Origin of the sequence: Enterobacter hormaechei ATCC 49162 (assembly GCF_001875655.1) — a bacterium.
GTDB lineage: Bacteria > Pseudomonadota > Gammaproteobacteria > Enterobacterales > Enterobacteriaceae > Enterobacter > Enterobacter hormaechei.
In genome coordinates this window covers 2308711-2327622 of record NZ_MKEQ01000001.1, presented here as the reverse complement: position 1 = coordinate 2327622, position 18912 = coordinate 2308711, and the positions used below count along the sequence as shown (strand labels likewise).

General features: G+C 51.8%; 17 protein-coding genes and 1 tRNA gene. 10 read left to right on the top strand and 8 right to left on the bottom strand.

The window, feature by feature from the left end:
• Positions 1 to 613 precede the first annotated feature (613 nt).
• The 5 genes from BH712_RS11675 (at position 614) to BH712_RS11655 (ending at position 7421) form a co-directional block, all read left to right on the top strand.
• A complete protein-coding gene (locus BH712_RS11675; RefSeq protein ID WP_006810308.1) occupies positions 614 to 1066 on the top strand; it encodes a YhcH/YjgK/YiaL family protein in 453 nt (150 codons plus the stop codon).
• Positions 1067 to 1299: 233 nt separating this feature from the next.
• Positions 1300 to 2208 (top strand): 2-keto-3-deoxygluconate aldolase, encoded by a 909-nt coding sequence (yagE, locus tag BH712_RS11670; RefSeq protein WP_032673680.1) that lies wholly within the window; start codon positions 1300 to 1302, stop codon positions 2206 to 2208.
• 14 nt (positions 2209 to 2222) lie between these two features.
• Positions 2223 to 4190, top strand: coding sequence for a xylonate dehydratase YagF (yagF, locus tag BH712_RS11665; RefSeq protein WP_006810306.1), 1968 nt, complete (start codon positions 2223 to 2225; stop codon positions 4188 to 4190).
• Between the two features lie 226 nt (positions 4191 to 4416).
• Positions 4417 to 5799, top strand: a complete 1383-nt coding sequence (locus BH712_RS11660; RefSeq protein WP_006810304.1) for an MFS transporter — start codon at positions 4417 to 4419, stop codon at positions 5797 to 5799.
• A gap of 11 nt (positions 5800 to 5810) precedes the next feature.
• Positions 5811 to 7421 carry a glycoside hydrolase family 43 protein gene (locus BH712_RS11655; RefSeq protein ID WP_006810303.1) on the top strand — a complete coding sequence of 537 codons (1611 nt, stop codon included), beginning with the start codon at positions 5811 to 5813 and terminating at the stop codon, positions 7419 to 7421.
• Positions 7422 to 7425: 4 nt separating this feature from the next.
• Here BH712_RS11655 and xynR read toward each other — a convergent pair whose 3' ends face one another.
• The 3 genes from xynR to argL all read right to left on the bottom strand — a co-directional run bounded on the left by xynR (position 7426) and on the right by argL (position 9440).
• A complete protein-coding gene (gene xynR, locus BH712_RS11650; RefSeq protein WP_006810302.1) occupies positions 7426 to 8184 on the bottom strand; it encodes a DNA-binding transcriptional repressor XynR in 759 nt (252 codons plus the stop codon).
• Positions 8185 to 8370: 186 nt separating this feature from the next.
• Positions 8371 to 9375, bottom strand: a complete 1005-nt coding sequence (gene argF, locus BH712_RS11645; protein WP_006810301.1) for an ornithine carbamoyltransferase — start codon at positions 9373 to 9375, stop codon at positions 8371 to 8373.
• On the bottom strand, positions 9345 to 9440 hold the full coding sequence (argL, locus tag BH712_RS25145; RefSeq protein ID WP_213748629.1) for a putative translational regulatory protein ArgL: 96 nt from the start codon (positions 9438 to 9440) through the stop codon (positions 9345 to 9347). The genes argF and argL overlap by 31 nt, the downstream gene beginning before the upstream one ends.
• 99 nt (positions 9441 to 9539) lie before the next feature.
• Here argL and rraB point away from each other — a divergent pair, with 99 nt between their 5' ends.
• From rraB to BH712_RS11620, 5 genes are all read left to right on the top strand, one after another.
• Complete coding sequence (gene rraB / locus BH712_RS11640) at positions 9540 to 9965, top strand: ribonuclease E inhibitor RraB (RefSeq protein ID WP_006810300.1); 426 nt, start codon at positions 9540 to 9542, stop codon at positions 9963 to 9965.
• 46 nt (positions 9966 to 10011) lie between these two features.
• Complete coding sequence (miaE, locus tag BH712_RS11635; protein WP_006810299.1) at positions 10012 to 10770, top strand: tRNA isopentenyl-2-thiomethyl-A-37 hydroxylase MiaE; 759 nt, start codon at positions 10012 to 10014, stop codon at positions 10768 to 10770.
• A 30-nt stretch (positions 10771 to 10800) separates the two neighbouring features.
• A complete protein-coding gene (locus BH712_RS11630; protein WP_006810298.1) occupies positions 10801 to 11523 on the top strand; it encodes a hypothetical protein in 723 nt (240 codons plus the stop codon).
• A gap of 105 nt (positions 11524 to 11628) precedes the next feature.
• Positions 11629 to 11713: transfer RNA gene (locus BH712_RS11625), tRNA-Leu, on the top strand.
• 163 nt (positions 11714 to 11876) lie between these two features.
• On the top strand, positions 11877 to 13136 hold the full coding sequence (locus tag BH712_RS11620) for a tyrosine-type recombinase/integrase (RefSeq protein ID WP_006810297.1): 1260 nt from the start codon (positions 11877 to 11879) through the stop codon (positions 13134 to 13136).
• A gap of 32 nt (positions 13137 to 13168) precedes the next feature.
• On the opposite strand, the gene BH712_RS11615 is transcribed toward BH712_RS11620, so the two are convergent.
• From BH712_RS11615 to BH712_RS11595, 5 genes are all read right to left on the bottom strand, one after another.
• Positions 13169 to 14839 carry an ATP-dependent helicase gene (locus BH712_RS11615; RefSeq protein ID WP_006810295.1) on the bottom strand — a complete coding sequence of 557 codons (1671 nt, stop codon included), beginning with the start codon at positions 14837 to 14839 and terminating at the stop codon, positions 13169 to 13171.
• Positions 14829 to 16814, bottom strand: coding sequence for an ATP-dependent nuclease (locus BH712_RS11610; RefSeq protein WP_006810294.1), 1986 nt, complete (start codon positions 16812 to 16814; stop codon positions 14829 to 14831). The genes BH712_RS11615 and BH712_RS11610 overlap by 11 nt, the downstream gene beginning before the upstream one ends.
• Before the next feature lie 395 nt (positions 16815 to 17209).
• Positions 17210 to 17482, bottom strand: a complete 273-nt coding sequence (locus tag BH712_RS11605; protein ID WP_006810293.1) for an Ogr/Delta-like zinc finger protein — start codon at positions 17480 to 17482, stop codon at positions 17210 to 17212.
• A 1-nt stretch (position 17483) separates the two neighbouring features.
• Positions 17484 to 18038, bottom strand: a complete 555-nt coding sequence (locus BH712_RS11600) for a phage polarity suppression protein (protein WP_006810292.1) — start codon at positions 18036 to 18038, stop codon at positions 17484 to 17486.
• A complete protein-coding gene (locus BH712_RS11595) occupies positions 18035 to 18787 on the bottom strand; it encodes a phage polarity suppression protein (RefSeq protein ID WP_000214380.1) in 753 nt (250 codons plus the stop codon). Before BH712_RS11595 ends, BH712_RS11600 begins: the two co-directional genes overlap by 4 nt.
• Positions 18788 to 18912 lie beyond the last annotated feature (125 nt).

The following is an 18912-nucleotide window of genomic DNA, read 5'->3' as shown; positions in this document are numbered from 1 at the left end:
TCATGGCGGCTAAGCTCAATTGATTTCGTGATTCATAGTAGGCGCTTAAATAATGGTTATTGTGACATTGCTCACGCGAAAACCGATAGTGAGTCGCTTGTTTTCAATTGCATGATTCGCATCAGATAATGATTAATTTCATATTATTGACGGATGAATAGCTAAGCAGAAACGGGTGGCAATATTTGAATTTGTTATTATTTTGTAGAATTACACGTTTTGAAATATTTAGTTATGTGCTTGATTATAAAAAATAAAACCTAGCGCCAGGAATAGCTATGCAATAACGACAGTTAACTATTTTTGACTTAAGAAAAATCAATAAATAATTATGGATTTTAAAAGGAAATAACTGGAGTGATAAAGTGTGATATACCAACCTGTTTTGTGAGTTACCGTTTCAATTCAGCGAGTTAGATCAGATACGTAAAGCGCATGAAATGAGGTTATGCATAACCACTGCATAAATGCCTGTGTGCTGTTAACAGGGGATTAACACATTTCCCGATAAACATGCGCTGGCGCAAATCTTGCCAAAAAAGAACTGGTATGGAAGCAGCAATTCTCGTATAAAAGCTAAAATGAAACAATGTTTTAATTTGAGGGTTGCATCATGATTATTGGCAATATTCATCATCTCCAGTCCTGGCTGCCAGAAGAGCTGCGCCAGGCCATTGAGCACGTTAAGGCCCACGTCACCGACGCGACGCCGACCGGCAAGCACGACATCAACGGCGACAGCCTGTTTTATCTGGTCTCTGAAGACATGACCCAGCCGTTCGCCGAGCGTCGTGCTGAATATCATGCACGCTATCTGGATATTCAGATTGTGCTGAAGGGTCAGGAAGGGATGACCTTCAGCACCCTGCCGCACGGCACGCCGGACACCGACTGGCTGGCCGATAAAGACATCGCGTTCCTGCCGGAAGGCGAGCAGGAGAAAACCGTTGTGCTGAGCGAAGGGGATTTTGTGGTGTTTTACCCGGGCGAAGTGCATAAGCCGCTGTGCGCGGTGGGGGCGCCTGCTAAGGTGCGAAAAGTAGTCGTGAAAATGTTAGTTGAGTAACCCACACCCCTCACCCCGGCCCTCTCCCCAAAGGGGAGAGGGTGTTAAAGTCCCCTCTCCCCTTTGGGGAGAGGGTTAGGGTGAGGGGGAAACAATATGTGATCCAGCTTAAACTTCCCACACTCCCTCTTCATCTCCCATTTACCTCTCCTTTTTCTGCGTCATAGTATGATCGTTAAATTAACGAACACTGTTCTATAATGTAGAACAAAATGATTCAGCAAGGAGATCTCATGCCGCAGACCGCGTTGTTCACGGGAATCATTCCCCCTGTCTCCACCATCTTTACCGCTGATGGCCAGCTTGATAAGCCGGGCACCGCCGCGCTGATCGACGATCTGATCAAAGCAGGCGTTGACGGCCTGTTCTTCCTGGGCAGCGGCGGCGAGTTCTCCCAGCTTAGCGCCGAAGAGCGTAAAACCATTGCCCGCTTTGCTATCGATCATGTCGATCGTCGTGTGCCGGTCCTGATCGGCACTGGCGGCACCAACGCCCGGGAAACCATTGAACTGAGCCAGCACACCCAGCAGGCGGGCGCGGACGGTATCGTGGTGATCAACCCCTACTACTGGAAAGTGTCGGAAGCGAACCTGATCCGCTATTTCGAGCAGGTGGCCGACAGCGTCACGCTGCCGGTGATGCTCTATAACTTCCCGGCGCTGACCGGGCAGGATCTGACGCCAGCGCTGGTGAAAACCCTCGCCGACTCGCGCAGCAACATTATCGGCATCAAAGATACCATCGACTCTGTTGCCCACCTGCGTAGCATGATCCACACCGTTAAAGGCGCCCATCCGCACTTCACCGTGCTCTGCGGCTACGACGATCATCTGTTTAATACCCTGCTGCTCGGCGGCGACGGGGCGATCTCGGCCAGCGGCAACTTTGCCCCGCAGGTGTCGGTAAATCTTCTGAAAGCCTGGCGCGACGGGGACGTAGCGAAAGCGGCTGAGTATCATCAGACCCTGCTGCAAATTCCGCAGATGTATCAGCTGGATACGCCGTTTGTGAACGTCATTAAAGAGGCGATTGTGCTCTGCGGCCGCCCAGTCTCCACGTATGTGCTGCCGCCCGCATCACCGCTGGACGAGCCGCGCAAGGCGCAGCTGAAAACCCTGTTACAACAGCTCAAGCTCTGCTGAGCCGGACGATAACGATGACCATTGAGAAAATTTTCACCCCACAGGACGACGCGTTTTATTCGGTGATCACCCATGCCGCAGGGCCGCAGGGCGCGCTGCCGCTGACCCCGCAGATGCTGATGGAATCCCCCAGCGGCAACCTGTTCGGCATGACGCAGAACGCCGGGATGGGCTGGGACGCCAACAAGCTGACCGGCAAAGAGGTGCTGATCATCGGCACCCAGGGCGGCATCCGCGCCGGAGACGGACGCCCGGTTGCGCTGGGCTACCACACCGGACACTGGGAAATCGGCATGCAGATGCAGGCGGCGGCGAAGGAGATCACCCGCAACGGCGGGATCCCGTTTGCGGCCTTCGTCAGCGATCCGTGCGACGGTCGCTCGCAGGGTACGCACGGCATGTTCGACTCCCTGCCGTACCGCAACGACGCGGCGATCGTGTTTCGCCGCCTGATCCGCTCTCTCCCGACGCGGCGGGCGGTGATCGGCGTGGCAACCTGCGATAAAGGGCTGCCCGCCACCATGATCGCCCTGGCTTCCATGCACGACCTGCCGACCATTCTGGTGCCGGGCGGCGCGACGCTGCCGCCAACCGTGGGGGAGGATGCGGGTAAGGTGCAGACCATCGGCGCGCGCTTCGCCAACCATGAACTTTCCTTGCAGGAGGCCGCCGAGCTGGGCTGTCGCGCCTGCGCCTCGCCGGGCGGCGGGTGTCAGTTCCTCGGCACGGCGGGCACCTCGCAGGTGGTCGCGGAAGCGCTGGGGCTGGCGCTGCCGCACTCTGCGCTGGCGCCGTCCGGGCAGGCGGTGTGGCTGGAGATCGCCCGCCAGTCGGCGCGGGCGGTGAGCGAACTGGATAACCGCGGCATCACCACGCGCGACATCCTCACCGATAAAGCCATCGAAAACGCCATGGTGATCCACGCCGCGTTCGGTGGTTCCACCAATTTACTGCTGCACATTCCGGCCATCGCCCACGCGGCGGGCTGTACGATCCCGGACGTTGAGCACTGGACGCGCGTCAACCGCAGGGTGCCGCGCCTGGTGAGCGTACTGCCCAACGGCCCGGACTATCACCCGACCGTGCGCGCCTTCCTCGCGGGCGGCGTGCCGGAAGTCATGCTCCACCTGCGCGATCTCGGCCTGCTGCATCTGGATGCCATGACCGTGACCGGCCAGACGGTGGGCGAGAACCTCGACTGGTGGCAGACGTCCGAGCGTCGTAAGCGCTTCCGCCAGTGCCTGCGCGAGCAGGACGGCGTGGAGCCGGATGACGTGATCCTGCCGCCGGAGAAGGCAAAAGCGAAAGGGCTGACCTCGACGGTCTGCTTCCCGACGGGCAACATCGCGCCGGAAGGATCGGTGATCAAGGCCACGGCGATCGACCCGTCGGTAGTGGGCGACGATGGCGTTTACCGCCACACTGGCCGGGTGCGGGTGTTTGTCTCGGAGGCGCAGGCAATCAGGGCCATCAAGCGGGAAGAGATTCAGCAGGGCGATATCATGGTGGTGATCGGCGGTGGACCCTCCGGCACCGGCATGGAAGAGACCTACCAGCTTACCTCCGCGCTGAAGCATATCTCGTGGGGCAAAACGGTGTCGCTCATCACCGATGCGCGCTTCTCGGGCGTGTCGACGGGGGCTTGCTTCGGCCACGTATCGCCGGAAGCACTGGCGGGCGGGCCGATTGGCAAGCTGCGCGACAACGACATCATCGAGATTGCGGTCGACCGCCTGACCCTGACGGGCAGCGTGAACTTTATCGGTACGGCGGACAATCCGCTGACGCCGGAGGAGGGCGCACGCGAGCTGGTAAGGCGGCAGACGCACCCGGACCTGCACGCCCATGACTTTTTGCCGGACGATACCCGCCTGTGGGCGGCATTACAGTCCGTGAGCGGCGGCACCTGGAAAGGCTGTATTTATGACACCGATAAAATCATCGAGGTAATTAACGCCGGTAAAAAAGCGCTCGGCCTTTAATTATTTTCAGAGATAAAACCGTCTGCGGTAAATATTCCGCGGGCGGTTTTCTCATATCTGTAATTTTTTAATTTAAACAAGGGGTTGAGATATATCGTTGGCGTCACAAAAGCAAAATAACGTAATTCAGAAATAAGATATGACCATTGCTGGTTAATTGAACAGCTCATTACACTCCAGTAACACAATGTTGTAATTCAGCACACTACAAAAGGGTGTAATTCTGATGACGCAATTAACCATGAAAGACAAAATTGGCTACGGGCTGGGTGATACCGCCTGCGGCTTCGTCTGGCAGGCCACGATGTTCCTGCTGGCCTATTTCTACACCGATGTGTTTGGCCTCTCTGCGGGCATTATGGGCACGCTGTTTTTAGTCTCCCGCGTGCTCGACGCCGTGACCGATCCGCTGATGGGGTTGCTGGTAGACCGCACCCGCACCCGCTACGGCCAGTTCCGCCCGTTCCTGCTGTGGGGCGCCATCCCGTTTGGCATCGTCTGTATGCTGACCTTCTACACGCCGGATTTCTCGGCGCAGGGCAAAATCATCTACGCCTGCGTAACCTACATTCTGCTGACCCTGGTCTACACCTTCGTTAACGTGCCGTACTGCGCCATGCCGGGAGTGATCACCGCCGATCCGAAAGAGCGTCACGCCCTTCAGTCCTGGCGTTTCTTCCTTGCGGCGGCGGGTTCGCTTGCCATCAGCGGTATCGCGTTGCCGCTGGTCAGCATCATCGGCAAAGGGGACGAGCAGGTGGGCTACTTCGGCGCCATGTGCGTGCTGGGGCTGAGCGGCGTGGTGCTGCTCTACGTCTGCTTCTTCACCACCAAAGAGCGCTACACCTTTGAGGTGCAGCCTGGATCATCGGTGGCGAAAGATCTCAAACTGCTGCTGGGCAACGGCCAGTGGCGCATCATGTGCGCGTTCAAGATGATGGCGACCTGTTCCAACGTGGTGCGCGGCGGGGCGACGCTCTACTTCGTAAAATACGTGATGGATCACCCGGAGATGGCGACGCAGTTTTTACTCTACGGCAGCCTCGCCACCATGTTCGGCTCGCTCTGCTCGTCTCGTCTGCTGGGCCGCTTCGACCGCGTCACCGCCTTTAAGTGGATCATTGTCGCTTACTCACTGATTAGCCTGCTGATCTTCTTCACCCCGGCGGAGCACATCGCGCTGATTTTCGCCCTCAACATCCTGTTCCTGTTCGTCTTTAACACCACCACGCCGCTACAGTGGCTGATGGCCTCTGACGTGGTGGATTACGAGGAGAGCCGCAGCGGACGCCGCCTCGACGGACTGGTGTTCTCCACCTACCTGTTCAGCCTGAAGATTGGCCTGGCGATTGGCGGGGCGGTGGTGGGCTGGATCCTGGCCTGGGTGAACTACTCCGCCAGCAGCAGCGTGCAGCCGGTTGAGGTGCTCACCACCATCAAAATTCTGTTCTGCGTGGTGCCGGTGGTGCTCTACGCGGGCATGTTCATCATGCTGTCGTTCTACAAGCTCACCGACGCCCGCGTGCAGGCCATCAGCCAGCAGCTGATCAAGCACCGCGCGGCGCAGGGCGAGGCCGTTCCCGACGCCGCGACAGCCGCATCCCATTAACCGGAGGCAATATGGAAATCACTAACCCCATTCTGACCGGCTTCAACCCGGACCCGTCCCTGTGCCGTCAGGGCGAGGACTACTACATCGCCACCTCGACCTTCGAGTGGTTCCCGGGCGTGCGCATCTACCACTCCCGCGATCTGAAAAACTGGTCGCTGGTCAGCACCCCGCTGGATCGCGTGTCGATGCTGGACATGAAGGGCAACCCGGACTCCGGCGGCATCTGGGCGCCGTGCCTGAGCTACGCCGACGGGAAGTTCTGGCTGCTCTATACCGACGTGAAGATTGTCGACTCGCCGTGGAAAAACGGCCGCAACTTCCTCGTCACCGCGCCCTCCATCGAAGGGCCGTGGAGCGAGCCGATCCCTATGGGCAACGGCGGGTTCGATCCGTCGATGTTCCACGACGACGATGGCCGTAAATACTATATCTACCGCCCGTGGGGGCCGCGCCACCACAGCAACCCGCACAACACCATCGTGATGCAGGCGTTTGACCCGCAGACCGGCACGCTCTCGCCTGAGCGCAAAACGCTGTTTACCGGCACGCCGCTCTGCTACACCGAAGGGGCGCACCTGTATCGCCACGCGGGATGGTACTACCTGATGGTTGCCGAAGGCGGCACCAGCTACGAACACGCGGTCGTGGTGCTGCGTTCCAAAAATATCGACGGGCCGTACGAGCTGCACCCGGACGTGACGATGATGACCAGCTGGCACCTGCCGGAGAACCCGCTGCAAAAGAGCGGCCACGGCTCGCTGCTGCAAACCCACACCGGGGAGTGGTATATGGCTTACCTCACCAGCCGCCCGTTGCGCCTGCCCGGTATACCGCTGCTGGCCTCCGGCGGACGCGGCTACTGCCCGCTGGGGCGCGAGACCGGCATCGCCCGCATTGAATGGCGCGACGGCTGGCCGTACGTGGAAGGCGGTAAGCACGCGCAGCTCACCGTGCCCGGCCCGCAGGTGGCGGAGCAGCCCACAGTCGCACAGGGTAACTGGCGGGACGATTTCGACGGCAGTACGCTTGACCCTGAATTACAGACCCTGCGCATTCCGTTCGACGACACCCTCGGCTCGCTCACCGCCCGCCCGGGCTATTTACGGTTGTACGGCAACGACTCGCTCAACTCGACCTTCACCCAGTCGACCGTGGCGCGCCGCTGGCAGCACTTCACCTTCCGGGCCGAGACGCGGATGCAGTTCTCGCCGGTCCACTTCCAGCAGAGCGCGGGGCTGACCTGCTACTACAACAGCAAAAACTGGAGCTACTGCTTTGTGGATTACGAGGAGGGGCAGGGGAGAACGATCAAGGTGATCCAGCTTGACCACAACGTGCCGTCATGGCCGCTGCACGAGCAGCCGATTCCGGTGCCTGAACAGGCGGAGAGCATCTGGCTGCGGGTCGACGTGGATACGCTGGTCTACCGCTACAGCTACTCGTTCGACGGCGAGACGTGGCACACCGTACCTGTCACGTATGAGGCGTGGAAGCTGTCGGACGACTACATCGGCGGGCGCGGTTTCTTCACCGGCGCGTTTGTGGGGCTGCACTGCGAGGACATCAGCGGCGACGGCTGCCACGCGGATTTCGACTACTTCACCTACGAGCCGGTCTGACGGCTCAGGCCGGGTAGCCCAGTGCGCGTGAGAGCTGGAGCCCGGCCTGCTGAAGCTGCTCGCGGAAATTAGCCAGTTCAGCATCGTCCACGCGCGAGGTCAGCGTCGAGAGGCTCAGGGCGGCGATGACGCGGGATTCGTGGTTCCACACCGGCACCGCCACGCAGCGTACGCCCTGCTCGTTCTCTTCGCGGTCCAGGGCGTAACCCTGCTCGCGGGTCTGCGCCATGGCGCTCATTAAGGCTTCGCGAGAGGCAAGGGTAGCGGGCGTAAAGGTAGTGTACTGATAGCCCTCCAGCAGGGCGTTCAGCTCGGCCTCGCCCAGCCAGGCAATCAACACCTTGCCGATGGCGGTGGCGTGAACCGGCAGACGGCGGCCAATGCGCGAATAGGCGATGGCGGCCAGCTTGCCTTCAATCTTCTCGATATAGACCCCTTCACGCCCGTCCAGGATCCCCAGATGGGTGGTCTGCCCGGTCCGCTGTGACAGCTCCGTCAGCCAGCCTTTCGCCTTCTGCCGAATATCCATCGAGCCCACGACAAAATGACCGCGCTCGACCAGCTTCATGCCGAGGCGATACTTACCGTTCTCCGGATTCTGATCGATATAGCCGTGAAGCTGGAGGGTTTTCAGCAGCGAGTGGAGGGTACTCTTGCTCAGCCCCATCAGTTTGCTGATGTCGGTGATCTTAAGCTCGGTGGCCTGCTCGTTGAACAGGTCGAGGATCTGCAACGCACGTTCAACAGACTGAATAATCGGCATAATGCTGGCATGTCCACGCTGGAATGAAGGCGAAAACGTACCTTTTTCGGGGTGAAAAATCAATGAAATGGAGCCGGTTTGCCCGGCGGCGCTACGCTTGCACGGGCCTACAGGACTTGTAGGCCGGGTAAGCGCAGCGCCACCCGGCAAGAAGAGTGCTCCGAATCAATAAAGTGGGAGAGAGGATCACTCCCCAAGCGTCGCCACCATCACCGCCTTAATGGTATGCATCCGGTTTTCCGCCTGGTCGAAGACGATGCTCGCCGCCGACTCAAACACCTCGTCCGTCACTTCCATCCCGCCGTGCAGGTCGAACTCCTTCGCCATCTGCTTGCCGAGCGTGGTCTGGTCGTCATGGAACGCCGGCAGACAGTGCAGGAACTTCACGTCCGGGTTGCCGGTCAGCGCCATCATCTGCGCGTTCACCTGATACCCGCGCAGCAGCGCAATCCGCTCCGCCCACTTCTCTTTGGCTTCGCCCATCGACACCCACACATCGGTATAGATAAAGTCCGCGCCCTTCACGCCCGCCGCCACGTCTTCCGTCAGGGTGATCTTACCGCCGTGCTTCTGGGCCAGTGCGCTGCACTCCGCCACCAGGCGCTCTTCCGGCCAGCAGGCTTTCGGAGCCACCAGACGCAGATCCAGCCCGGTCAGCGCCGCCGCTTCCAGCATCGAGTTGCCCATGTTGTTGCGCGCGTCGCCCGCGTAGACCAGCGTCATCTCGTTAAACGCCTTGCCCGGCAGGTGCTCCTGCATGGTCAGCAGGTCCGCCAGCAGCTGGGTCGGGTGGAACTCGTTGGTCAGCCCGTTCCACACCGGCACGCCCGCATACTGCGCCAGCGTTTCGACTACTTCCTGACCGTGGCCGCGATACTGAATGCCATCGTACATCCGCCCGAGAACCCGCGCGGTGTCCTTAATTGACTCTTTATGCCCAATCTGGCTGCCGCTCGGCCCTAAATAGGTGACGCGCGCGCCCTGGTCAAATGCGGCAACTTCGAAAGAGCAACGTGTACGGGTCGAGTCTTTTTCGAAGATGAGCGCGATGTTTTTACCGGTAAGCTTCTGTACTTCCTTGCCCTTTTTTTTATCGGCTTTGAGCTGTGCGGCAAGAGTCAGCAGAGAAGTGAACTGTGCAGGGGTAAAATCGAGCAATTTCAGAAAGTGTTTTTTGTACAAATCGGACATTTTATCCTCGCATGGCGAACGCCACTTATTGAATTAAAATTCACTTTATATGTGTAATTATTCATTTGCAACCCCGTTTCACAATTCTTTCTTACAAAGGTGGAGGCAAACCCGTCCGTGTGTGAAAATAGAAGTATCTGCCGCACTTTAAAGAGGATTGAGCCATGGCAAACCCGGAACACCTGGAAGAACAACGCGAAGAGACGCGTCTGATTATTGAAGAACTGCTGGAAGACGGTAGCGATCCGGACGCGCTGTACACCATCGAGCACCATTTCTCTGCGGATGATTTCGACGCGCTGGAAAAAATGGCCGTGGAAGCCTTCAAGCTGGGTTACGAAGTGACCGAGCCGGAAGAGCTGGAAGTGGAAGAGGGCGACACCGTCATCTGCTGCGATATCCTGAGCGAAGGCGCGCTGAAGGCGGAGCTGATTGACGCGCAGGTAGAACAGCTGATGAACCTGGCCGAGAAGTTTGACGTGGAGTACGACGGCTGGGGCACCTACTTCGAAGATCCGAACGGTGAAGACGGCGAAGAAGGCGACGACGAAGATTACGTCGACGAAGACGACGACGGCGTGCGTCACTAAGCGTTTCAGGCGGTGGCCCGCGCCACCGCTTTTTCAAGGCAGAACCATGGATTACCCGCAGATACTCGCCCCCGTACTCAACTTCCTCCAGTGCCCGACCCCGCAAGCATGGATTGATAAAGCCCGCGACCCGGCGAACCTGCCGCTGCTGCTCACCGACCACATGGTGTGCGAGCTTAAGGCCGCCCAGACCGCGCTGCTGCTGGTGCGTAAATACGTCGCCGACGAAAGCGGTGCCGACGCGCTGCTCGAGTGGCTCAAACCCTACGAACAGTTCACCTTCCGCGACGGCCCGGAGCCGGACTTCATCGCCCTGCACAGGCAGATTGGCAAAAGCGTGATGCCCAAAACCGACGACCCGTGGGGCCAGGCGCTCATCGACAGCATGGTGCTGCTGATTAAAGAGGAGCTGCACCACTTCTGGCAGGTGCGCGAGGCGATGCTGGCCCGCGATATTCCGTACGTCAAAATCACCGCCAGCCGCTACGCCAGAGGGATGCTGAAGGAAGTGCGCACCCACGAACCGCTGACGCTGATCGACAAGCTCATCTGCGGCGCCTACATCGAAGCCCGCTCCTGCGAACGCTTCGCCGCGCTGGCCCCGTTCCTCGACGACGATTTGCAGAAGTTCTATCTCTCGCTGCTGCGCTCGGAAGCGCGCCACTATCAGGACTACCTGACGCTGGCTCAGCAGGTGAGCGACGACGATATCTCACCGCGCATACAGCTTTTTGGCGAAATTGAAGCCACACTTATCTCGACACCGGACCACGAGTTTCGCTTCCACAGCGGCGTGCCGGTGTAAACCGGCATAACGCAAGGATAAGGATGCGAGATGAAAAAAACGTGGATCAGTACGGTCGTTGTTATTGTCGCGGCTGCCGCCGTGGCGTTCTGGGTGTTCTTTGACAGGCAACGCGCCCCGGAACAGCAGATGGATACCGCCCTTAACGCGATGCCCGCCTGGCAGGTGATTAAGGAGCAAGAGCCTGCGCTGCATCAGCGTATTCTCGACCAGATGGCCGCCCTGCAAAAAGCGGGCGAGCCGGAGCAGCAGATTATCGACACCATCCAGCCGCAGATCCTGCATTTGCAGATGACGCGCCTGCAAAACGCCCCGGATGCCAACGTGGTGAACTACATGACCATCAACATGGAGCAGACCGCCGCCATCCAGAAAGTGAGCGACGACGCCTGTTTCCGCTTCCTCTACCCGATGGTGAAGGGCGGCGTGAACCCGATGCGCATGCTGGATAAAGACCTGATGAACCGACGCATGCAGGCCGACGCCGATATGATGCGCGCGGCCTACGGCAAAAATCGCCACACCGTGACGCAGGCCGAACGCGAGGCGGCTGTCGAGGATGTCCGGCCGATTATGAAGCAACTTGCCGATAAGTACGGCGAGGATATCCAGCTGTTGCAGATGCCGGAGAAGGCGGCGGGCAAAGAGAAGCTCTCCTGCGATATGGTGCAGGCGATGTGGGCGAAGGTGCTGGCGCTGCCGGAGCAGAAGGCGGCGGGGGTGATTCGGTTGGCGGTGTCTGAGCTAGACTGACGGTAGCGCTGGTTTTTTGGGCACTTAGCGCGGGTTTAGCGCGTCGTCGCTTGCATGGCGGCGCGCGACAGGTATAATCCACAACGTTTCCGCATCCCCTTCAGTGCCGAAGTGGCGAAATCGGTAGACGCAGTTGATTCAAAATCAACCGTAGAAATACGTGCCGGTTCGAGTCCGGCCTTCGGCACCATTAGTACTTCCAAGACCATCCGAGAAAGTCTAACTATCCCTTTAAAATCAATGCTTGCAGCGATTTTTACGTCCTGCGTCGTCCGAGGTTGTCCGTTGAAATCCGGATGTCATTGGGGGCATAATTGGGGGCATCTTAACTTCGATTAGAAATGTGCCCCCAAATGAAGCTCAACGCCAGACAGGTCGAGACCGCAAAGCCAAAAGACAAAACCTACAAAATGGCCGATGGTGGCGGTTTGTATCTTGAGGTTTCGGCCAAAGGTTCCAAATACTGGCGCATGAAATACAGACGTCCCTCTGACAAAAAAGAGGATCGCCTCGCTTTTGGTGTTTGGCCTACTGTGACGCTTGCTCAGGCAAGAGCAAAACGCGATGAAGCTAAAAAGCTTTTAGTGCAGGGCATAGACCCAAAAGCCGAACAGAAAGAAGCTCAGGCCGCGAATTCGGGGGCATATACTTTTGAAACTATCGCCCGAGAATGGCATGCCAGTAACAAGCGCTGGAGTGAAGACCATCGATCGCGCGTTCTTCGCTATCTTGAGCTTTATATCTTCCCTCATATCGGTTCGTCCGACATTCGGCAGCTTAAAACTAGCCACCTGTTAGCCCCGATTAAAAAAGTTGATGCCAGTGGCAAACACGATGTCGCTCAGCGCCTGCAACAGCGCGTCACGGCCATTATGCGTTATGCCGTACAGAACGATTACATCGACTCAAATCCAGCCAGCGATATGGCCGGTGCACTATCGACAACCAAAGCGCGACATTACCCTGCTTTACCTTCTAGCCGGTTCCCTGAGTTTCTTGCACGTCTTGCTGCATATCGTGGCCGTGTAATGACACGGATCGCGGTCGAGCTTTCTTTGCTAACTTTTGTGCGTTCCAGTGAGCTACGTTTTGCGAGATGGGATGAGTTCGACTTTGATAAATCTCTCTGGCGTATACCTGCAAAGCGAGAGGAAATAAAAGGTGTGCGTTACTCGTATCGTGGCATGAAAATGAAAGAGGAGCATATCGTTCCGCTTAGTCGGCAGGCGATGGTTTTGTTAGAGCAGCTTAAGCAGATTAGTGGCGATAAAGAGCTGCTGTTCCCTGGAGATCATGACGCAACTAAGGTTATGAGTGAAAACACGGTAAATAGTGCATTGCGTGCAATGGGATATGACACGAAAACTGAGGTATGTGGGCATGGGTTCAGAACGATGGCGCGTGGTGCATTGGGGGAGTCAGGGCTATGGAGCGATGATGCGATCGAGCGCCAGTTGAGCCACTCAGAGCGTAATAATGTGCGTGCTGCTTATATTCATACTTCTGAGCATTTGGATGAGCGTCGTTTGATGGTGCAGTGGTGGGCAGATTTTCTATATTCCAATAAATCACGTTCTATATCTCCTTATGACTTTGCTAGAGAAGGATCATAAAATATGATACTTCTCTATGAGATACTTTGCGACTAATGTAAGTGGAGTATAAACCCGCATTTGTCGATTAAATTATCCCTTAATTTTGAAGTGATTTCTTGACTGGTTTTTTTTCTGCCACCAGATATAAAGTCTCTATAATCTGATTGTGTTATTAATATCTCTTCTTTAGCTCTAGTAAACGCCACATACAGAACGCATCGCTCTTCGAAGTTATCATCAGAATAATTCCAGAAAGCCTCGTCCTCGAAACCAATTAGTATCACGGCTTTATACTCAAGCCCTTTGCATTTATGTATGTTCATTATTTTTAATGATTGCTTCCCACAGAAATTCATCACAATTGTTTCTCTGTCAATATTATTTGAGTATATTTTATGAAGTTGTTTAGCTAACTCCGTCCAAATGTATTTTGTATGTTCAACTGATTTGTGTTGTGGCCATTTGCTCTTTATTAGATTGAGGCCTATGTGATCAATTATATTTGTTATAAAATCTAAAACATTCTTATAGTCGTTGAAAGCCGTAGCTTTTTTAGTAGTTGAAAAATAATCAATAAACGTTATTAACTTATTATTATCAGAGTCATTGTTCTCATCTATTATGTTCAGTTCTATATATAGATTTAACAACTCAGACCAAGCCTTAGGTGATTTTATCAATGCACATTCGAGGATTAAACTAAAGATAATTCCTAATGGATCTGCTATCGCATCCTGAAAAGTATCATAAACAATATTACTGATGCCTTTATTATTTAATCGATCACATAATTTAGCACTGTAGTTGCTTGATTTTTGTCGGGTGAGTATACATATGTCTTCTGGTGAAAATCCAGATGCAATTTTATTTAATACATAGTCAGTTATGAATTCCGACTCATTGATATCATCATTAAAATGATGAATTGTGCAGTTATTATTTTTATGTGGTGTTATCTGATTAAATACTCCTTTTTCGACAAAAGGTTGAAAGTGGCTTAGGAATTCTTTTATTTTAACGCCGGCTCTAAAATTACTAATTAGTAATTTTCTTTTAGGTTTAAAATCTGTCTCTACTAGTCGATATATTTCAGGATAAGCTTGAGCAAAAAGCATAATGCTTTGATTTAGATCTCCTACACAAATAATTTTTACTTGGCTATTCAAGAATAATAATGAAATAAGCTCATACTGCTGTAATGTGGTATCTTGGAATTCATCAAGAAAAATATGAGTAAAACATTCCTGATATAAAATCGGAATTTTTCCATTGTTTTTTATTATTGCTGACGCATATTTAATTACATCACTAATATGAACTTTGTTTTTATCGCTCTTACCCTTGAATATAACATCATATCCTGCATTAGGTCTTATGTTTTCATCAAGTGATAATCTGAATCTATCGACGATAGATTTAGCAAAGGAATGATAAGTCTTAGATAGAAATCTGTCATTTGCCTCAGGTGAGCGCTTTAATACTCTATCTTTGACATTTTTACTAGCTTCGTTTTTGAATGTTAGGAAAAGAATTTTCTTAGGCCAAGGGCAAATATCATGCTCTAAAAGATAAATGGTTTTTTGAGCAAGCATCTCAGTTTTACCAGCCCCAGGCCCTGCTAGTATTGATAATGAGTCTTGTTCATAAATAATACTTTCTAACTCATTAGTTTTAACAATGAATTCTTCTGGATTCCATTGTGGTAAAGAATTATCTACCATGGCTAATCTCTCCCACTCTTTCTACTAATTCTTTAAGAACGCTTGGCATCCTTTCGACAAGTGATCCCTTTATTTTATTAATAAGCCGTATGTGAGAGGCTGGTTTGCTTTTACTGCCAAGGAATCTATAATTATACCAAACAAATTTTGTTAAATAACCATTATCATGTTTATAATTTTTATTCCCTTTGTTTCCATCTTTAAGGACTTGTTTTATTATGTCATTTTCAATTATTTTTTCTTGCTTCAAAACCTCTGGTCCCCTTTCATTGTTTTCTGAATCTATTTCACAATAAATTTCAGGAAACGAATTAATCATCATATAGTCTATATCTAAAGGAGCAGAGAAAAATATATTATGCTTTTTTAACTCGTCGACAATATTTACTTCTTTTCCATCTTTGTAACATATTGTAAAAGTTAATGGATCTTGCTCCGAGTCCCAATTAGGTAATCGGTCAAGCATCTCAGAATGTAAATAAGTTACATTCCTATGAGAGGATAATTGTTTTATGGCATATTTGATTCTTTCAAATCCTCCACCATTTCTTCCTAGGTCGAGATCTAATAATGTTATGTAAGGTACTTTTAAAGACTCAAGTAAGCGCCAGAAATGATTTACATGCCTACCACCTAAAGGAGCAATTGCAATATTTTTACTATCTGCGTCAAAGTTATAAGATTCAAATATTTTGGGTAGTATTACCTGCTCACTATCACCCTCCACTAAAATTACAAGACTAGCAAAATATATTTCAGGATATGATTTGACCGCTTCATTTATAAATTTAAATTTCTCATCGGATTTCAACGGTAGTTCTAATTTATTTATAACACTACAAGTGTTTTTCAAGGAAAAATGTCGAACCTGTTCAGGTTCTATTCTGGACATTATAGAGGTTGAATGCGTAGACATTACCATTTGGAATGAATCTTTCTCGGCATAGTTGGAAAATAACTTTATTATCCTACCGAGATAATGAGGTGATAAATGGTTTTCTGGTTCTTCTAATGAAATTAAGCTAAATATTGGGAGTCTTAATTTTGATTTATCAAAACTATATTCACCTTTAGCCGCGTGTTTTATTTTTATTTCCACGTTAAATAATGCATTGATTATTGCAAGATACATCAGGGATCTTTGACCATCACTAAGTAATTCAGCCGATATAATTGCACCTTGTTCATTGGGACTTAAGAATAAAGTAACTAACTTCATCAAGTCATCTATCGAGTTTAGAGGGAAGTCTAATTGGGCATTTGAAAGTACACTCTCTTTATAAAGTGTTGACCATCCACTATTAATGGACTCTGATATTAAACTTATCTCTTTGTTTTTCTTCGCGATGGCAATCAGTTCTAATGCTTTCTCTTTATACTCGTCCCTAGCATTTTCATCCCAGTTAATCGCTTTCATTAACTTACCCAAAACCGCTGATGAGGAGTAAGTTAATTGTTTTAATGGATCTCTGGTCGCAGGTACGTAATGGATTTGAATTGAATTTCGAATCAATGGTGATAATTTTATTTTGCAATCATCGCTGGGAGTTTCTGAGATATCTGTAATGATATAGATGTTTTCATCTATATCGCCGACATCTGAAAATTCATAACTTAATGATGCTTCAAGTCGGACCCTAAAGATTACATCCTCTCCGTCATCGAGTGTCATTTGTTCTATTAACGAAGGGATACTTACATCATCTTTTATTTTGCCGAAAGCAAATGTGACATCTATGAAGAGATTTTTAATTTGGGTTTGATCATCTTCGTTTTCAACATGAAATTCAGAAGGATATATGGTTCGGAATGAATTTGAAACACTGAATAATTTATTTAGTGCATCAAGAATTGCACTCTTTCCGGTTCCATTGTTACCTATGAATACTGTTCTGTCTTTTTCAAATGAAATTTTTTGTGGTTCATTATATGAAAAACTTTTAAAACCACCGATAGTCATATTTTTTAAATGCATGGATTAGAACCTTGTAATGTATTTGCACCGTAAAATAACTGCTTGGCTAAATTAATTAAAAGAAGATTATTCAATGCTGTATCAAAACTACATCGTAGCTGAAGCTATATTAAACCTACTTTTGGGAGAAACTCAATATTAAACTACATAATTACAAAATCACCAACGTGCACAGCCCCGCCCGCCTGCCCGCTTCGCTTAACAGACTGGTTTTCATGCACCCCGTAAATCGTCTCAGAAGCCACCACACAAGGGCTTTCGCGTCAAAAATGGCGCATGAGACTCATGCGTTTTCATGCGCCATAGATATGCACTCATACGCTCTCAGGCCAGCCAGGGAAAAGGCGTAAAAAATCCCGGTACTGGACCGGGACTTCGTGGGCGTATTTTGTTAATCAGACAGGAATTTGCTGACGGTTTGACAGCTTTGATGCGGAGCCATAGCGATTGAGAGTTTGCTGCTGTTTTTCCGGCATTTTTGCTTTGTCTGATTCCTGTTCATTGCGTCGAGGCTTCATAATGATCGTATCCACGCTTTCCAGTGCGGTAAATGTGCAGGAACATTCCAGATTCTGGCACTGATACCATGAGCGTTTAACCGACGGAGCTTCATAGGCGCTGGTTCTGGCGTGAGCGACCGCGCCACATTCAGGACACTTCAGGGCCATATCAGCACACTCCTTTTTCATTAAGTCGATTAAGGCGGGCCAGGAAAACTTTATGTTGTGCCGGGGTGAAACTGGCTGAAGCATCAGCGCGCATTGATGCATCCACCGTTAATCCGGTTTCGTCGATAATGCTCTTATATGCTGCTGGAATTACCGGAGTACGGACTTCCGTTTGTCGGGCTACAGCGGTTCGTAATATTTTCATTGCCGCCTCAAGCCCGTATGGTGCGCAAAGAAAAGGAGCCAGAGCGTCAGTGAGTGCATCACCATGCTCGCTCATGAAGTTTTCCGTTGCGCTTGTAACACAGCTTTCCAGCACAATCTGGTGAGCATAAAGACCATCCCGGGCGGCACAGTTAATCTGCCATTCGAGGAGTGCAAGACGCTCACGAAGATCCTCAAGCTGGCTGGCATATGCTGCGGGTTTTTCTTCAGTATCCAGCAAAGCAGCCAGACGAAGCTGGCTGGTACTTTGCACATTACGTAGTGTCAGCCAGCTTTTTATTGCCGCGCGGTAATCGTTGAGAGCTTCCTGAGTAATGGTTCCGGTATTCATTCCTTCTCGCCCCCTTTAGCCATGTCACGCTGTTTAAGCATCCGGGAACGTGCTGCAGGGCTGGGTGATTGTCTGGCATCCTGTATGGCTTTATCGTCCGCATAAATGCTGATCCCCGGCAGGGCAATATCATCCGTTGAAGATACGTTACAGAACAGTGCCGGAGTGGTGAGTTGCTCGCTGATAAATTGCTTCAGCACACTTTCGGGGTCGTTTACGGTATGAACTACACCGATAACAGAAGATGCGCTTCGGCCCAGAGTCATTTTCAGCAATCCAAGGATCTGAATAAGTTTCTGGCCGTGTTCCTTCATAAACTCATTCCAGAGCCACACTGCATGAGTTTCAATCAGGTGATTATGTTCGCTGATGTAGCGGTTTGCAGCATCCGCAGTTTTCCATGGCAGGAATTCATTTTCTGCAGCCTGAGCAGCCAGCAAATCTTCGAACTCATCTAGTGTTTCGCGTCCTAGGGCGATTTCTGCCCGCAGTTTTTTCATTCGTGGCGTCATATTCCCCTGATTCTCACGAAACAGGTTTCGCCATTCATCATTAAGCGCCTGCGTCTCCGTTTTTGTATCTTCCTGACGTTTACGGATAGTTTCAGTCATTGCAGCGGCTTCGGTTTGTTTTCGCCGTTCTTCCTGCCAGACAGCTTTTGCTGCCTTAACTTTTTCCACCGCTTCGCGAATTTTCGGCGGGAGGGTGGGGGTAATGTTTGCATCAGAGATCTGGTTAACAGTTGTCATGGCTGCTCCGGTAGTGTTTTGTTGTTGTGTCAATTGTGCCGGGGTCCATACAAGCGCACTACCGAGGAGGATTGTGTCAGTGACTGAACAATGACCTTGTTCTGGCTAGCCAGAGAAAGGTGTCA

Excerpts from the sequence above, each read along its gene's own strand:
- BH712_RS11675 (WP_006810308.1), top strand. The coding sequence starts at position 614 with ATGATTATTGGCAATATTCATCATCTCCAGTCCTGGCTGCCAGAAGAG.
- yagE (WP_032673680.1), top strand. The coding sequence starts at position 1,300 with ATGCCGCAGACCGCGTTGTTCACGGGAATCATTCCCCCTGTCTCCACC.
- yagF (WP_006810306.1), top strand. The coding sequence starts at position 2,223 with ATGACCATTGAGAAAATTTTCACCCCACAGGACGACGCGTTTTATTCG.
- BH712_RS11660 (WP_006810304.1), top strand. The coding sequence starts at position 4,417 with ATGACGCAATTAACCATGAAAGACAAAATTGGCTACGGGCTGGGTGAT.
- BH712_RS11655 (WP_006810303.1), top strand. The coding sequence starts at position 5,811 with ATGGAAATCACTAACCCCATTCTGACCGGCTTCAACCCGGACCCGTCC.
- xynR (WP_006810302.1), bottom strand. The coding sequence starts at position 8,184 with ATGCCGATTATTCAGTCTGTTGAACGTGCGTTGCAGATCCTCGACCTG.
- argF (WP_006810301.1), bottom strand. The coding sequence starts at position 9,375 with ATGTCCGATTTGTACAAAAAACACTTTCTGAAATTGCTCGATTTTACC.
- argL (WP_213748629.1), bottom strand. The coding sequence starts at position 9,440 with ATGAATAATTACACATATAAAGTGAATTTTAATTCAATAAGTGGCGTT.
- rraB (WP_006810300.1), top strand. The coding sequence starts at position 9,540 with ATGGCAAACCCGGAACACCTGGAAGAACAACGCGAAGAGACGCGTCTG.
- miaE (WP_006810299.1), top strand. The coding sequence starts at position 10,012 with ATGGATTACCCGCAGATACTCGCCCCCGTACTCAACTTCCTCCAGTGC.
- BH712_RS11630 (WP_006810298.1), top strand. The coding sequence starts at position 10,801 with ATGAAAAAAACGTGGATCAGTACGGTCGTTGTTATTGTCGCGGCTGCC.
- BH712_RS11620 (WP_006810297.1), top strand. The coding sequence starts at position 11,877 with ATGAAGCTCAACGCCAGACAGGTCGAGACCGCAAAGCCAAAAGACAAA.
- BH712_RS11615 (WP_006810295.1), bottom strand. The coding sequence starts at position 14,839 with ATGGTAGATAATTCTTTACCACAATGGAATCCAGAAGAATTCATTGTT.
- BH712_RS11610 (WP_006810294.1), bottom strand. The coding sequence starts at position 16,814 with ATGCATTTAAAAAATATGACTATCGGTGGTTTTAAAAGTTTTTCATAT.
- BH712_RS11605 (WP_006810293.1), bottom strand. The coding sequence starts at position 17,482 with ATGGCCCTGAAGTGTCCTGAATGTGGCGCGGTCGCTCACGCCAGAACC.
- BH712_RS11600 (WP_006810292.1), bottom strand. The coding sequence starts at position 18,038 with ATGAATACCGGAACCATTACTCAGGAAGCTCTCAACGATTACCGCGCG.
- BH712_RS11595 (WP_000214380.1), bottom strand. The coding sequence starts at position 18,787 with ATGACAACTGTTAACCAGATCTCTGATGCAAACATTACCCCCACCCTC.